12 protein-coding genes are annotated in these 15,459 nt (G+C 74.7%); 9 read left to right on the forward strand and 3 right to left on the reverse strand.

Features of this window, described 5'->3' with window-relative positions; all coding sequences use genetic code 11:
- Positions 1–30 precede the first annotated feature (30 nt).
- On the reverse strand, positions 31–579 hold the full coding sequence (locus tag OG715_RS02540) for a hypothetical protein (RefSeq protein ID WP_327063841.1): 549 nt from the start codon (positions 577–579) through the stop codon (positions 31–33).
- Positions 580–843: 264 nt separating this feature from the next.
- On the opposite strand from OG715_RS02540, the gene OG715_RS02545 reads away from it, so the two are divergent.
- Positions 844–3,672, forward strand: coding sequence for a LuxR C-terminal-related transcriptional regulator (locus OG715_RS02545; RefSeq protein WP_327063842.1), 2,829 nt, complete (start codon positions 844–846; stop codon positions 3,670–3,672).
- 21 nt (positions 3,673–3,693) lie between these two features.
- Here the strand turns inward: OG715_RS02545 and OG715_RS02550 are convergent, their stop codons facing one another.
- Entirely contained in the window at positions 3,694–3,894 is a 201-nt protein-coding gene (locus OG715_RS02550; protein WP_266309134.1) for a hypothetical protein, read from the reverse strand.
- Between the two features lie 226 nt (positions 3,895–4,120).
- Between OG715_RS02550 and OG715_RS02555 the strand changes: the two genes are divergently transcribed.
- The 8 genes from OG715_RS02555 (at position 4,121) to OG715_RS02590 (ending at position 13,917) form a co-directional block, all read left to right on the forward strand.
- Positions 4,121–5,962: a glycoside hydrolase family 15 protein gene (locus OG715_RS02555; protein WP_327063843.1), complete on the forward strand. Its 1,842-nt coding sequence runs from the start codon at positions 4,121–4,123 to the stop codon at positions 5,960–5,962.
- 75 nt (positions 5,963–6,037) lie between these two features.
- Positions 6,038–7,438, forward strand: coding sequence for an MFS transporter (locus OG715_RS02560; RefSeq protein ID WP_327063844.1), 1,401 nt, complete (start codon positions 6,038–6,040; stop codon positions 7,436–7,438).
- Between the two features lie 213 nt (positions 7,439–7,651).
- On the forward strand, positions 7,652–9,742 hold the full coding sequence (locus OG715_RS02565) for a galactose-binding domain-containing protein (protein ID WP_327063845.1): 2,091 nt from the start codon (positions 7,652–7,654) through the stop codon (positions 9,740–9,742).
- Between the two features lie 166 nt (positions 9,743–9,908).
- Complete coding sequence (locus OG715_RS02570) at positions 9,909–10,316, forward strand: YciI family protein (protein ID WP_266315444.1); 408 nt, start codon at positions 9,909–9,911, stop codon at positions 10,314–10,316.
- Between the two features lie 8 nt (positions 10,317–10,324).
- On the forward strand, positions 10,325–11,482 hold the full coding sequence (locus OG715_RS02575; protein WP_327064213.1) for an RNA polymerase sigma factor: 1,158 nt from the start codon (positions 10,325–10,327) through the stop codon (positions 11,480–11,482).
- A gap of 91 nt (positions 11,483–11,573) precedes the next feature.
- Positions 11,574–12,041 carry a MarR family winged helix-turn-helix transcriptional regulator gene (locus OG715_RS02580; RefSeq protein WP_327063846.1) on the forward strand — a complete coding sequence of 156 codons (468 nt, stop codon included), beginning with the start codon at positions 11,574–11,576 and terminating at the stop codon, positions 12,039–12,041.
- Between the two features lie 220 nt (positions 12,042–12,261).
- The gene (locus OG715_RS02585; protein ID WP_327063847.1) at positions 12,262–13,464 is read left to right on the forward strand and encodes an MFS transporter; all 1,203 of its coding nucleotides are present in this window, start codon (positions 12,262–12,264) and stop codon (positions 13,462–13,464) included.
- Positions 13,465–13,494: 30 nt separating this feature from the next.
- Positions 13,495–13,917: a GlcG/HbpS family heme-binding protein gene (locus OG715_RS02590; RefSeq protein WP_327063848.1), complete on the forward strand. Its 423-nt coding sequence runs from the start codon at positions 13,495–13,497 to the stop codon at positions 13,915–13,917.
- 266 nt (positions 13,918–14,183) lie between these two features.
- Here the strand turns inward: OG715_RS02590 and OG715_RS02595 are convergent, their stop codons facing one another.
- Positions 14,184–15,383 (reverse strand): FAD-dependent monooxygenase, encoded by a 1,200-nt coding sequence (locus tag OG715_RS02595; RefSeq protein WP_327063849.1) that lies wholly within the window; start codon positions 15,381–15,383, stop codon positions 14,184–14,186.
- Between the last annotated feature and the right edge of the window lie 76 nt (positions 15,384–15,459).

Consider the following 15,459-nt stretch of genomic DNA (forward strand, 5'->3'; position numbering starts at 1 on the left):
CCGCACCGGGCGCCGTTCGGTGGCCGACGCTCAGTGGCCGACGGCGACCTTGGCCGCGACGATGACCAGCCCCAGCACCAGGTTGACGGCGCCCTCGGCGACGACCTGGCGGGTCCGGGCACCGGCCCGGTGGGCTCCCAGGGCCGCCCAGGCCACCTGCTGGCAGATCGCGACCGTCAGCGCGAGCCAGGCGTTCTCCCCGGCGCCCAGCCACGGGCTGACCAGGACCGCCAGCGCGGGCAGCGCCGCGGCCTCGACGATCGGCCACTCGTGCCGGCCGACCCGGCGCACCTGGCGGAAGGTCACGTCCTTGCCCGCCTCGCGCTGCCCGGCGACGTGCGCGTAGACGTGGGCGGCCCAGAAGACCAGCCCGGTGATCACCAGCAGCAGGATGAGCGACAGCCTCGGGTGGTCCTCCTGGGTGCTGGACGCGGCGATCACGGAGGCCGCCAGCATCGAGCCGTAGACCGCGCCCGCGTAGTCCGTCCGCTTCTGCGGGAAGTCCGAGCCCGGGACGGCCGCGCCCGGTTCGGACGGGTCGGGGACGCGGCGGCGGGGTGCCGGTCCGGGGACGCTCACGGCGGCCTCCTGAGGGCTGTGCTCGGCCGGCTCGCCGAGTCCTTGCCGCGATCCTCGCCGCTCGGGGTCCGCCCGGCCACCTCCGGCGGGCGGGCCCGGCACCGGCCGGGCCCGGCTCGGATGGCACCCGGCCGCAGAGCCGTACTACGGTCGAAGGGACGTTCCTCCGGCCGGTCCGGCGGTGCCCGCCGCCGGGGACGCGTCCCGGGAGGCGTCGCGCCCGGACGTGCCCTCCCGAGGGCCGAACCACCAGGCGGTGGCCCCATGCCGTACACCCGCGCAGCACCCGCACCCCTCGTCCCGACCGGGCACGCCTCCCCACCGGTGCTCTCCCCCGCAGCCGCGCCCGCCGCCCCGGTCCCGACGACGGGCGCGCCCGCCCCGGCGGACCCGCCCGCCCCGGCGCGGCTTCCCAACGGCGACCCGATGCTCGCCACCCGGGTCCGGCCGCCCCGCCCGCCCGCCGCCGCCTTCCTGCACCGCGACCGGCTGCTCGGCCGCCTCGACGCGGCGGCGCTCCGTCCGGTGACCCTGGTCAACGGCCCGGCCGGGGCCGGCAAGACCCTGCTGGTGGCCGACTGGCTGGCCCGCGGCAGCCTCCCCGGCCCGGCCGGCTGGCTCACCCTGGAGCCGAGCGACAACCAGCCCGGCACCTTCTGGGCCTATGTCCGCGAGGCCCTGCAGACCGGCGTCGCCGGACTCCCCGCGGAGGTCGGCGCCCCCGCCCGGGCCGAGCACGTCGAACCGTCCCTGCTGCTGCGGCTGGCCGCCTGGATCAACGCCCGCCCCCGGCCGACGGTCCTGGTCCTGGACGAGTGCGAGCACCTCGACAACCTCCGGCTCGCCGAACAGCTGCACGACCTGGTCCGGCACACCGCCGGCCGGCTGCGCCTCGTCCTGGTGGGCCGCAGCGAGCCGCTGCTGCCGCTGCACCGCTACCGGGCGGCGGGCGAGCTGGCCGAGATCCGGGCCGGCGAGCTCGCGCTGAACCGCGCCGAGACCGCCGCCGTGCTGGAACGGCACGGCCTGCGGGTCGGCCCGGCCGCCGTCGGGGCCGTGCACCACGCGCTGTCCGGCTGGACCGCCGGGGTCCGGCTGCTCGCCCTCGCCGCCCAGGAGGCCGACGACCCGGAGGCGTACCTCGGGCGGATCGACGCCGGTCCCACCGCGCTGTCGGACTTCCTGCTCGCCGAGGTGCTGCGCACGCAGCCCGCGCCGACCCAGGACCTGCTGCTGCGCTGCAGCATCCTGGGCCGGGTCCACCCCGACCTCGCCGACGCGCTGACCGGCCGCCGCGACGGGCGGCGGATCCTGGAGCGGCTGCACCAGGACAACGCCTTCACCGACGCCCTGCCCGACGGCTGGTACCGGCTGCACCCGATGTTCGCCGGGATCCTGCGCCTGCACCTGCGCGCCGCCGCCCCGGAGCGGGTCGACGAGCTGCGGGTGCGGGCCGCGCACTGGCTCGCCGGGCACGGCCAGTACCGGGCCGCGCTGGACCACGCGGCCGAGGCCGGGGCCTGGGCGCTGGCCGCGCGGCTGCTGGTCGACGAGTTCGCCCTCGGCGAGCTGCTGGCCGGGCGCGACGCGACCCGGCTGTGCGCGCTGTTCGCCCGGATGCCGCCGACCGAGCACAGCCCGGCCGCCGAACTGGTCCGCGCGGCCGTCCACCTCACCCGCGACGAGGCCGCGAGCGCCCTGACGATCCTGGAGCGCGTCGAACCGCTGCTGCCCGCCGAGCGGACCGCGCTCCAGCTGGCGGCCGTCCTGGTGCGCACCGGCGCCGCCCGACTGCTCGGCTCGGCCCCGCTCGCCGACCGCGCCGCCCGCCGGGCCGGGGAGCTGGAACACCGGGTGCCCGCCGACCTGCCGGAGCGGCACCCCGAACTGCTCACCCTGATGGCCGCCGACCTCGGCTCGACGCTGCTCTGGCACGGGCGCCTGGACGAAGCCTGCCGGGCGCTGGAACGCGCGGCGCGGGCGCCGGCCTCGCCCGCCACCGCCCGGTTGCGCCACGACGCCCTGTGCCGGCTGGCGCTCGTCGACTACCTGCGCGGCTGGCCGGGGCGGGCCGAGCGCCGGGTGCGCCAGGCGGACGAGGAGGCCGACCGGTCCAGCCTGCCGCCGGAGAGCCGCACCGAGGTCCGGGACCTCGTGCTGGCCGCCACCGCCCTGGAGCGCGACGAGCCGGCCGAGGCCGGGGCGGCGCTGCAGCGGACGGCCGGCGGGCGGGCGCCGGGCCACGACCCGGTGGTCACGCTGGGGATCGGCGTGATCCGGGCCAGGCTGCTCCTGGCCCAGGGCCGTCCGGACAGCGCGCTGCGGCTGCTGGACGAGACCCGGCGGCACGGGCTCGCGGACCGGACCTCCGACTGGAGCCGCGAGCGCCTCGCCGTCACGGCCTGCGCCGCGCACCTGGCCGCCGGACGGCCGGGGGCGGCGGTGGCGGCCCTGGACGACGTGCCGGTCCGGGCGCGCGACTCCCTGGTGGTGGCGGCCCGGGCCCGGCTCGCGGCCGGCCGGGACGAGCAGGGCACCCTGGCCGGGCTGCGGGCCCTGCGCGACGACCCGGCCGTGGGCAGCGCGACCCGCACCCGGGCGCTGCTGCTGCTGGCGCAGGCCGGGGCCGAGCGCGACGGTCCCGACAGCGCCCGGCTGCTGGCCGAGGCCCTCGCCGCCGCCGAGCCGGAGCGGCTGTGCCGGCCGTTCCGCGAGTCGGCGCCCTGGGTGCGCCGGCGGCTGCGCGGACTGCCGCACCTGGCGCGCGCCCACGGCTGGCTGCCCGCCGATCTGCGGCCGCCCGCCCACGACCCGGCCCCGGAGCGGTGCCCGGACACCGGTACGAACACCCGGACGGCCGCCGGGCCGGTGCCGGCGGCGGGTGCGCCGGTCGAGCCGCTGACCGGACGGGAGCGGGAGATCCTGCTCTGCGCCGCGCGGCTGCTGTCCACCCAGGAGATCGCCGACGAGCTGTACGTGTCGCCGAACACCGTCAAGACGCACCTCAAGAGCGTCAACCGCAAACTCCGGACGGCCAACCGCCGGGACGCGGTGCGCACCGCCACCCGGCTGCGCCTGCTGGACGCGCCCTGAGGCGGGCCGGGGCCCGGACGGCTACTCCGGCAGCCGCCGCAGCTCGGTGACCGTCAGCCCGAGCGCCTGGAACCGGTTCAGCAGCCCGTACAGGTGCGCCTGGTCGACCACCTCGCCGACCAGCACCGTCTGGTCCGGGACGACCGTGCTCGCCAGCTCCGGGAAGCCCTCCCGGCGGGTCGTCTCCTGCAGTACGCCGGACACCCGGATCTCGTAGCGCATGGGGCCGGCTCCCTTCGCCTCGGCGGTGGCGTCCAGTCTCGCCGCCGCGCGGAGGCCACCGCATCACCCCCGTGAGGTGACCGCGCGGGGAGCGGCCCGCGGCGGACCGACCGGCTGCCCGGCGGCGCGGCAGGCGGTCACCCACGGCGGATGATCCGCCGGCCCGGCGGCGGTCCGTACGGTGGCGGCGCCGGCAGTACCTCCGTCCGCCAGGGGAGTCCCCGCCATGAGTCCCTACCCCCCGATCGCCGAGCACGGCGTGATCGGCGACCTCCAGACCGCCGCCCTCGTCTCCACGGCCGGCGACATCGACTGGTGGTGCGCCCCTCGGTTCGACTCCCCCAGCCTGTTCGCCGCCCTGCTGGACGACGCCGGGGGCGGCCGGTGCCGGCTCGCCGTCGACCGGGACGCGGTGCCCGAGGTCACGGTGAAGCAGCTCTACCTCGCCGGGACGGCCATCGTGGTCACCCGCTTCCTCTCCCCCGACGGGGTGGCGGAGGTGGTCGACTTCATGCCGCCCGACACCTCGCCGACCCCGAGCGACCGGCACCGGATCGTCCGGGCCGCCCGGGTGGTCCGCGGCCGGGTGCCGTTCGTCCTGGAGTGCCGGCCCCGGTTCGACTACGGCCGCGCCGACCACACCCTGACCGTGCTCGACGACCGGGGCGTGCGCCTGCACGGGCCCGGCCAGGACCTCTGCGTGCAGGCCACCGGGCCGGTGGAACTGCGGCCGGACGGCGCCGATGTGACGGCCCGGTTCGTCCTGGACGCGGGTCGGACGGCGACCGTGTGCCTGACCGCCCTGCCCTCCGGCGCCGATCCGCCCGCCGCCCCGGACGACGGGGCGAACTGGGCGGCCTTCGAGGCCTGCCGCTCGTTCTGGTACGAGTGGCTCAGGTCCTCGACCTACCGGGGCCGCTGGCGGCAGATCGTGGACCGCTCGGCGATCACGCTCAAGCTGCTCAGCTACCACCCGACCGGCGCGCCGATCGCCGCCGCGACCATGGGCCTGCCGGAGCAGATCGGCGGCGAGCGGAACTGGGACTATCGCTACACCTGGATCCGTGACGCCTCGCTGTCCGTGCACACCCTGATCGGACTCGGCTTCCAGGAGGAGGCCCAGGCCTTCCGCCGCTGGGTCCGGGAGCGGATCGGGAGCGCCGGCGCCGAGCGTGACGGGCTGCGGATCATGTACCGGGTGGACGGCGAACGCCTGACGGGCGAGGAGACGCTGCCGCACTGGGAGGGCTACCGGGGTTCCGCCCCGGTGCGGGTCGGCAACGGCGCCGCCGACCAGCTCCAGCTGGACATCTACGGCGAGGCGGCGTACGCGTTCGCGGCCGACAACGGCGACGGCCGCGGCGACATGGGCGCGCTGCGCGGCTGGGACGCGTTCCGCCGGATGGTCGACTGGCTGACCGAGCAGTGGGACCGCCCGGACGAGGGGATCTGGGAGACCCGGGGCGGCCGGCAGGACTTCACCTACAGCCGGCTGATGTGCTGGGTGGCCTTCGACCGCGCGATCCGGCTCGCCCGCGCCCACGCCCGCCCTGCCGACCTGGACCGCTGGACCTCGGAGCGGGACGACATCCTGCGCCAGATCGTGCAGCGCGGCTGGAACCCCGAGCGCCGGGCGTTCACCCAGCACTACCGCACCGAGGTGCTGGACGCCTCGCTGCTGCTGATGCCCAAGGTCGGCTTCCTCTCCCCCACCGACCCGGACTGGCTGTCCACCCTGGACGCGATGGACCGCGAACTGGTCTGCGACAGCCTGGTCTACCGCTACGACCCGGCCGCCTCCCCCGACGGACTGCGCGGCTCCGAGGGCACCTTCAACCTCTGCACCTTCCTCTACGTCGAGGCCATGGCCAGGGCCGGCCGGATCGAGCGGGCCCGGTACGCCTTCGACAAGATGCTCACCTACGCCAACCACGTCGGCCTGTTCGCCGAGGAGATCGGGCCCTCCGGCGAGCAACTGGGCAACTTCCCGCAGGCGTTCACCCATCTCGCGCTGATCGACGCGGCCCTCGCCCTGGACGAGGAGCTCGACCGGCGGGGCATCGCCTGACCGGCCGGCCGCCGACCGGCGGCCGGCCGGCTCGCACCAGGCTCGCGGAACGCGGACGTTCGAGAGGAGCCCGGCATGACCACCGCCGCACCGGGGGCCCGCACGAGCACGACGGGCGGGCGGCACGTCCTCGTCCCGCTGGCCCTGGCCCAGTTCATCTGCAGCTTCGCCGGCTCCAGCATGAATGTGATGATCAACGACATCAGCGCCGACCTCGACACCAGTGTCCAGGGCGTCCAGGTCGCCATCACCGTCTTCCTGCTGGTGATGGCCGCGCTGATGATCCCCGGCGGCAAGCTCACCGACCGCTGGGGCCGCAAGCGCTGCCTGATGCTGGGCCTCGCCGTCTACGGGGTCGGCGCGCTGCTCAGCGCGGCGGCGCCCGGGCTGGGCGTGCTGATCCTCGGCAACTCGGTCCTGGAGGGTGTCGGCACCGCCCTGCTGATCCCCCCGGTCTACATCCTGACCACGCTGCTGTTCACCGGAACCGCCGCCCGGGCCAAGGCGTTCGGCGCCATCATGGCCCTCGGCGGCATCGGCGCGGCGGCCGGCCCGCTGATCGGCGGCCTGCTGACCACCGCGATCGGCTGGCGGGCCAACTTCGGCTTCCAGGTCGTGGTGGTGGCGCTGATCCTCCTCCTCACCCGCACCCTGGAGGACCCGCTGCCGCCCGACCCCGAGCGGCCGTTCGACGCCGTCGGCGCCGTCCTGTCGGCCGCGGGCCTGGTCCTGCTGGTCACCGGTATCCTCGCCGCGGACGACAACGTGTGGCTGATGGCCGGTCTGCTGGCGGCCGGCGCGGCCGTGCTGGCGGGCTTCTTCGGCTGGATCCGCCGGCTGGAGCGCTCCGGCCGGGAGCCGCTGCTGGCCACCTCGCTGTTCCGCGACCGGGTGTCCAACCTCGGCCTGGTCACCCAGAACGCGCAGTGGCTGGTGCTGATGGGCGTCTCGTTCACGGTCGGCGCGTACCTCCAGGTGGTCCGCGGCTACAGCGCCATCGCCACCGGCGGCGTCTTCACCGCCGCCACCCTGGGCCTGCTCGCCTCCTCGCTCGGCGCCGAACGACTGGCGAAGCGCTGGTCCCAGCGCACCCTGATCGTCACCGGCTTCGCGACGGCCACCGCCGGCATCGTCGTCCTGCTGCTGCTGGTGCGCGCCGTCGACGACATCTGGGCCTTCACCCCCGGGCTGCTGCTGATCGGGCTGGGCCTCGGACTGATGCTCACCCCCTCGGTCAACGTGGTGCAGTCGGCGTTCCCCGACAGCCGGCAGGGCGAGATCTCCGGCCTGTCCCGCAGCATCTCCAACCTCGGCTCCTCGCTGGGCACCGCCATCGCCGGCACCATCCTGGTCGCCGAACTCACCAACGGCGGGTACGCGGCCGCGATGATCGTCCTCGCCGCGTTCGGGGTCGTCGGCCTCGGCGCGGCGCTGTTCCTGCCGCACGACCGAACGACGGGCGCGCCGGAGGGCTGAGCGCCCGACGGCCGGGCCCCGCGGGTGCCCTCGGCGGGGTGCCCGCCGGTATTGGCACGGGCGGGTTGTGCCACGGCTATTGACGAAAAATCCAACAGTGGCGATTCTCGACCCACCGAGTACGCAGGACATGACAGCCCGCCCGGGCGGCGCTCCGTGCCGCGGGCGGGCGTCGTCCGCGTCGTCCGCCCGCCACCCGGAACTGGGGTGCACATGACGCGACTCCCCCACCCACGTCGTCCCCACGCACAGCGCTTCCCCGCCCGCCGCCGGATCGCCACCCTGATCGCCACGCTGCTCGCCCTGGTCGCCGCGGCCCTCGCCGCGCCGGCACACGGCGCCGCCGGGCCGAACTGGTGGGACCCGGTCGCCCGGCCCGCCCCCGATGCCGCGATCGGCGTCACCGGCGCGCCGTTCACCGGCACCGACGCCCAGGGCAAGGTCCGGGGCTTCGTCGACGCCCACGACCACATCATGGCCGCCGAGGGCTTCGGCGGCCGCCTCATCTGCGGCAAGGCCTTCTCCGAGGCCGGGGTCGAGGACGCCCTCAAGGACTGTCCGGAGCACTACCCCGACGGCTCCCTCGCCATCTTCGACCTCATCACCAAGGGCGGAGACGGCAAGCACGACCCGGTCGGCTGGCCGACCTTCGCCGACTGGCCGGCCCACGACTCCCTGACCCACCAGCAGAACTACTACGCCTGGATCGAGCGCGCCTGGCGCGGCGGCGAGCGGGTGCTGGTCAACGACCTGGTCACCAACGGCGTGATCTGCTCGGTCTACTTCTTCAAGGACCGCAGCTGCGACGAGATGACCGCGATCCGGCTGGAGGCCCAGAAGTCCTGGGACCTCCAGGCGTACATCGACAAGATGTACGGCGGGCCCGGCAAGGGCTGGTTCCGGATCGTCACCGACAGCGCGCAGGCCCGCGAGGTGGTCCGCCAGGGCAAACTGGCCGTGGTGCTCGGGGTGGAGACCTCCGAGCCCTTCGGCTGCAAGCAGGTCCTGGACATCGCCCAGTGCAGCCGCGCGGACATCGACCGGGGCCTCGACGAGCTGTACGGGCTCGGCGTGCGCAGCATGTTCCTGTGCCACAAGTTCGACAACGCGCTGTGCGGCGTCCGGTTCGACGAGGGCGCGCTCGGCACGGCGATCAACGCCGGGCAGTTCCTGTCCACCGGCACCTTCTGGCAGACCGAGAAGTGCCCCGGCCCGCAGCACGACAATCCGATCGGGCTGGCACCCACCCCCGCCTCGATCCAGCAGCAGTTGCCCGCCGGGGTCACCGTCCCCTCGTACGCCGGGGACGCCCAGTGCAACACCAGGGGGCTGACCGAGCTGGGCGAGTACGCCCTGCGCGGCATGATGCGGCGCGGCATGGTCCTGGAGCTCGACCACATGAGCGTCAAGGCGGCCGGCCGGGCCCTGGACATCCTGGAATCGCAGTCCTACCCGGGCGTCGTCTCCTCCCACAGCTGGATGGACCTCGGCTGGATGGAGCGCGTCTACAAGCTCGGCGGCTTCGTCGCCCAGTACATGAACGGCGCGGAGGCGTTCAGCGCGGAGGCGAAGCGCACCGACGCGCTGCGCGACAAGTACGGCGTCGGGTACGGCTACGGCACCGACATGAACGGCGTCGGCGGCTGGCCGGGACCGCGCGGGGCCGACACCCCCAACCCGGTGCGCTACCCGTTCCGCACCGCCGACGGCGGCTCCCTGGTCGACCGCGCCACCGCCGGCAGCCGCACCTGGGACCTCAACACCGACGGGGCCGCGCACTACGGCCTGGTGCCGGACTGGATCGAGGACATCCGGCAGGTCGGCGGTCAGGGCGTGGTCGACGACCTGTTCCGGGGCGCGGAGTCCTACCTGACCACGCTGGGCGCCGCGGAGCACCACCAGGCGGCCGTCAACCTCGGCGTGGGCGCCTCGGCCACCGCCAGCTCGACCGAGTGGAACCCGTTCGTCAGCTACGCGGCGGACCGGGCGATCGACGGCAGCACGTCCAGCCGGTGGGCCAGCGACTGGAGCGACGACCAGTGGCTGCAGCTCGACCTGTCCACCACCACCCTGGTCTCCCGGGTCACCCTGGACTGGGAGCGCGCCTACGCCAGGGCGTACCGGATCGAGGTGTCCACCGACGGCAGCAACTGGCGGACCGTCTGGTCCACCACCTCCGGTGACGGCGGACTGGACACCGCCCGGTTCGCCGGCGTCCCGGCGCGGTACGTCCGGGTGCACGGCGAGCAGCGGGCCACCTCGTGGGGGTACTCGCTGTACGACGTGGGCGTGTACCGGGCCTGACCTGCACCGGGCCCGTCGGCGGGTGGTCGGTGCGACCACCCGCCGACGGGCCCTGCGAAATTCCCCGAAGAATCTTCGTCGGCGGTGTCGAGAACCCGTGGCCTGCTCCGTCCCAGGGGTGAGCGCGGCCAGAATGGGCCGCACCACCCCCGAGGAGAGGGACACCATGGCGAAGTACCTGCTGCTGAAGCACTACCGCGGCGCGCCGGAGGCGGTCAACAACGTGCCGATGGACCGGTGGACGCCGGAGGAGGTCTCGGCCCACATCCAGTACATGAACGACTTCGCCGCCGCGCTGGAGAAGACCGGCGAGTTCGTCGACGGCCAGGCGCTCGCCCCCGAGGGCACCTGGGTCCGGTACGACGGCGAGGGCCGCCCGCCGGTCACCGACGGCCCGTTCGCCGAGACCAAGGACCTCATCGCCGGCTGGATGGTGATCGACGTCGACAGCTACGAGCGCGCCGTCGAACTGGCCGGCGAGCTGTCCGCCGCCCCCGGCGCGGGCGGCCGGCCGATCCACGAGTGGCTGGAGCTGCGCCCCTTCTACGGCGCCGCGCCCACCGTCACCGAGTGACCGTTCCCATGGACGAGGCACTGCTCCGCGGTCTCACCCCGGGCGTGCTCGGCGTCCTCGTCCGCCGCGGAGCCGACTTCGCGGCGGCCGAGGACGCCGTCCAGGACGCGCTGGTCGAGGCGCTGCGGGTGTGGCCCGACGACCCGCCGCGCGACCCGAAGGGCTGGCTGGTCACGGTCGCCTGGCGGAAGTTCCTGGACTCCTCCCGGGCGGACACGGCCCGGCGGCGGCGCGAGGACCGGGTCGAGGAGGAGCCCGCGCCGGGACCGGTGGCCGAGGTCGACGACACGCTCCGGCTGTACTTCCTGTGCGCCCACCCCTCGCTGTCGCCCGCCTCGGCGGTCGCGCTCACCCTGCGCGCCGTCGGCGGGCTCACCACCCGGCAGATCGCCCGCGCCTACCTGGTGCCCGAGGCGACCGTGGCGCAGCGGATCAGCCGGGCCAAGCGCACCGTGTCCGGGGTGCGGCTGGACCGCCCCGGCGATGTCGCGACCGTGCTGCGGGTGCTCTACCTGGTGTTCAACGAGGGCTACTCGGGGGACGTCGACCTCGCCGCCGAGGCGATCAGGCTCACCCGGCAGCTGGCGGCCCGGGTGGACCATCCGGAGGTGGCGGGGCTGCTGGCGCTGATGCTGCTGCACCACGCGCGGCGGGCGGCCCGGACGACGGCGGGCGGCGCGCTGGTGCCGCTGGCCGAGCAGGACCGCTCGCGGTGGGACACCTCGGCGATCGCCGAGGGCGTGGCGGTGCTCCAGGCCGCGCTGGCCCGGGACCGGCTGGGCGAGTTCCAGGCGCAGGCGGCGGTCGCGGCGCTGCACGCGGACGCGCCCACGGCCGGGGAGACGGACTGGGTGCAGATCGTCGAGTGGTACGACGAGCTGCTGCGGCTGACCGACAGCCCGGTGGTGGGGCTGAACCGGGCGGTCGCCGTCGGCGAGGCGGACGGGCCGCGCGCGGGGCTGGCGGCGCTCGCGGACGTCGACGCGGCGGTGCCGCGCCGCACGGCGGCGGCGGCCTATCTGCACGAGCGCGCGGGCGACCGGGCGACGGCGGCCCGGCTGTACGCGGAGGCGGCCCGGGCGGCGTCCAACCTCGCCGAGCGGGACCATCTGACCCGGCAGGCGGCCCGGCTCAACACGGCGTCGGACGGGGACAGCCGCCCCTGAAATACTTGCATCCGCCTTCTAGCAGCCCTGGCTGGTATTTACTCCGATGGCTTATCCTGGAACGGCCACCCCCGGAAGGAGACCCGGACCCATGACCGCCACGGACCCCGCGCTCACCGCCCTGGCCAGCGGCTGGGGCGCGCTCTCCCTCCTGCACAGCCGGATCGAGGGGCACATCGAACGCGCCCTGCAGAGCGGGCACGACCTCAGCGTGCGGGAGTACTCGCTGCTCGACGTGCTCAGCCGCCAGCACGACGGCGAGGGCGGCCACCTGCAGATGAAGCAGGTCGCCGACGCGGTCGTGCTGAGCCAGAGCGCCACCACCCGACTGGTCACCCGACTGGAGGACCGGGGCCTGCTCGCGCGCTACCTGTGCCCCACCGACCGGCGCGGGATCTACACCAATGTGAGCGAGGCCGGGCTGAAGCTGCTGGCGGAGGCGCGGCCGACCAACGACGCCGCCCTGCGCGAGGCGCTCACCGAGGCGGCCCGCAATCCCGAGCTGGCCTCGCTGGTCGAGGCCGTCGAGGCCGTGGACGCGCCGGCGGCAGCGCGGTAGCCCGCCCGCTTTTCAGGGCCGCTTTTCCCATCGGCACCCCGAGGACCGGTTCCAGCACTGCGCTGGGACCGGTCCTCCGCGTCGTGGGCCCGCTTCACGGCTTGCGCCAGCCGACATCCAGATCACAGCGACATCCCGCGTTTGCAGTTATCGCGCGTCTGCAACTATTGTGAAGACACGCAAGGAGCTCACTCAAGCAATCACAGGAGGGTCGAGCCCAATGCCACTCGCACTGCTCGCTCTGGCCGTCGGCGCCTTCGGCATCGGCACCACCGAATTCGTGATCATGGGCCTGCTGCCCGAGATCGCCGCCGACTACGGCGTCTCCATCCCGACCGCGGGCCTGCTGGTCACCGGCTACGCCCTCGGCGTGGTCCTCGGCGCGCCGCTGCTCACCGTGCTCGGCACCAAGGTCAGCCGGAAGCGGATGCTGATGCTGCTGATGGGCCTGTTCGTGGTCGGCAACGTGCTGTCCGCCGCCGCCCCCTCCTTCGGGACGATGCTCGCCGGCCGGGTGGTCGCCTCGCTCGCCCACGGCGCGTTCTTCGGCATCGGCTCCGTCGTCGCCGCCGAGCTGGTGGCCCCGGACAAGAAGGCCGGCGCCATCGCCACCATGTTCACCGGACTCACCGTCGCCAACATCGTCGGCGTCCCGCTCGGCACGTACATCGGGCAGGCCGTCGGCTGGCGGACCACCTTCGTGATCGTCGCCGCCCTCGGCCTGGTCGGCATGGCCGGGATCGCCAGGCTCGTCCCGGAGCAGCCCCGCCCCGAGGGTGCCCACCTGCGCCGCGAGCTGACCGCCTTCCGCAACCCCCAGGTGCTGCTGGCGATGGCGATGACCGTGCTCGGCTTCGGCGGCGTCTTCGCCGCGATCACCTACATCGCCCCGATGATGACCCACGTGGCCGGCTACTCGGACGGCGCGGTGACCTGGCTGCTGGTGCTGTTCGGCATCGGGATGTTCCTCGGCAACCTGCTCGGCGGCCGGTTCGCGGACCGGCGGCTGATGCCGCTGCTCTACACCACCCTCGGCGGCCTCGCCCTGGTGCTCGCGCTGTTCACCCTCACCGCCCACAACAAGGTCCTCGCCGCGATCACCGTCGTGCTCGTCGGGGCGCTCGGCTTCGCCACCGTCCCGCCGCTGCAGAAGCGGGTGCTGGACCAGGCGCACGGCGCCCCCACCCTCGCCTCCGCCGTGAACATCGGCGCCTTCAACCTCGGAAACGCCCTCGCCGCCTGGCTCGGCGGCATGGTCATCACCGTCGGCCTCGGCTACACCGCGCCGAACTGGGTGGGCGCGCTGCTCGCGGCCGCGGCCCTGCTGCTCGCCCTCTGGTCCGCCGCCCTGGAGCGCCGCACCGCCGGGGCCCCGACGGCCGTGACCGCGCCGTCCCCGACCCCCGTTCCCGTCCACCACTGACCCCCACTTCCTCCAAGGAGCAGCGCAACCATGAGCACCACCGCCGTCACCCCGCTGACCACCGCCGACGCCGAGACCCTGGTCTCCGCCGCCCGCACCGCCGCCGAGGCGGCCGGGGTCGCGGTCAGCGTCACCGTCCTCGACGCCGGGGGCCATCTGCTGGCCTTCCGCCGCGACGACCGGGCCGTCCTCGTCTCCGGCGAGACCAGCACCCGCAAGGCCTACACCGCGCTCCAGCTGAACGCCACGACCGCCGACCTGGTCGACCTGGTGAAGCCCGACGGGCCGTTCCACTCGCTGCCGACCGCGCTCGACCGGCCGCTGCTGTTCATCGCCGGCGGCGTCCCCGTCCACCGCGACGGCCGACTGATCGGCGCCCTCGGCATCGGCGGCGGCGCCCCCGAGCAGGACCACGGCTTCGCCACCGCCGCCCTCCGGGAACTCGCCGGCTGACGGGCGCTCCCGCTCCCCTGCCGAGGGGCCGGGGGCCGGGGGCCGGGGGCCGGGGGCGCACTCGGGGCCGCGCACCGAGTCCCTCACACCCCTCGCACCCCCTCGCGCGCAGCGCACTTTGCAAAGCAGAACACTTTGCAAAGTCGTCGGCGACTTTGCAAAGTGTTCCGTGAGCCGAAGCCCACCGCGGCCCCGGCCCGCCTCCTCGGCGGGCCGGGGCCACCGGTGCACAGTCCGTCAGTGGTCCACCAGGGTCCAGCAGTCCGTCAGTAGTCCGGCAGGTCGAAGACCGTGGCCGCGCGGTAGACCGCGTCCAGCTCCGGGCCGATCTCCTCGAAGCCGCCCTCCGCGCCGTCCGCCTTCAGCCGGTCGCCGGTGAGTTCGAGGATCGCCTGGTTGGCGGCCACGTGCTCGCGCAGCCGCCGCTCGTAGGCGGGGTAGGCGGCCCGGTGGTCGCCGTCCGCCCGGTGCAGCTCGCCCGCCAGGACGTACGCCGCCGTCAGGGCGACGCTGGTGCCCTGCCCGGTCAGCGGCGAGCAGCAGTACCCGGCGTCACCGAGCAGCGCGACCCGGTCGTTCGACCAGCGGTCCATCTTGATCTGGGCGACGACGTCGTAGTGGAACACCTCGGTGTCGTCCAGGGCCGCCAGGAAGCGCGGCACCTCCCAGCGCAGGTCTGCGGCGATCCCGGCGACCAGGCGGCGCTGCTCGGCGAGGTCGCGCGGGAGCATCCGCCCGACCGGCTCGTCCGAGCCGAAGCCGACGAAGACGCGCAGCTCGGCGTTGTCCCGGACGGTCATCACCATGCACATCCGCTCCGAGGAGTCGCCCGGCCGGTGGACGACCTCCCAGCGGTCCAGCCCGAGGTGGTTGGGCACGCTCCAGCCCGCCACATACATGCCGATCGGGTGCAGGTAGTCCTCCTCCGGCCCGAACACGAGCCGGCGGGTGTTGGAGTGCAGGCCGTCGGCGCCCACCACGAGGTCGAAGGAGCTCTCCTCGCCGTCGCGGAACCGGACCTGGACCCCCTCCTCGTACTGGACCAGGGTGTCGATCGAGTCGTCGAAGCGGTACTCGACGCCGCTGCCCGCCACTCCGGCGATCAGCTCGGCGAGTTCGTCGCGCAGGATCTCGACGTCCGGGCCGTCGACCGGGCCGCCGCTGGCCGTCCGCTCGGTGGTGCGGCTCAGCTCCCGGCCGTCGCCGTCGACCACGGACATCCCCCGCAGGCCGGTCCGTCGCTCCGCGACCTCGGCCAACAGGCCCATCCGGTCGACGACTTCGAGGGCGTTGCCGCGGATGTCCACCGGCTGGCCGCCCCCGCGCAGGGACGGTGCGCGCTCGACCACGGTGACGCGGAAGCCGTAGCGGTCCAGCCAGTGGGCGAGGGCGGTGCCGGCGATCCCGGCACCGGAGATCAGGACCGTGGTCGGGCGCGAGTGCTGCGGTCGCGTGCTGTTCGGCATGGCGGGCCTCCCCTGGTTCGTGTGCTGCCACGAACCAGGTTGCTCCCGGCCGCCGTCGGCGCACCGTCAGGACACC

The organism is Kitasatospora purpeofusca (assembly GCF_036010405.1).
Taxonomy (GTDB): Bacteria; Actinomycetota; Actinomycetes; order Streptomycetales; family Streptomycetaceae; genus Kitasatospora; species Kitasatospora purpeofusca.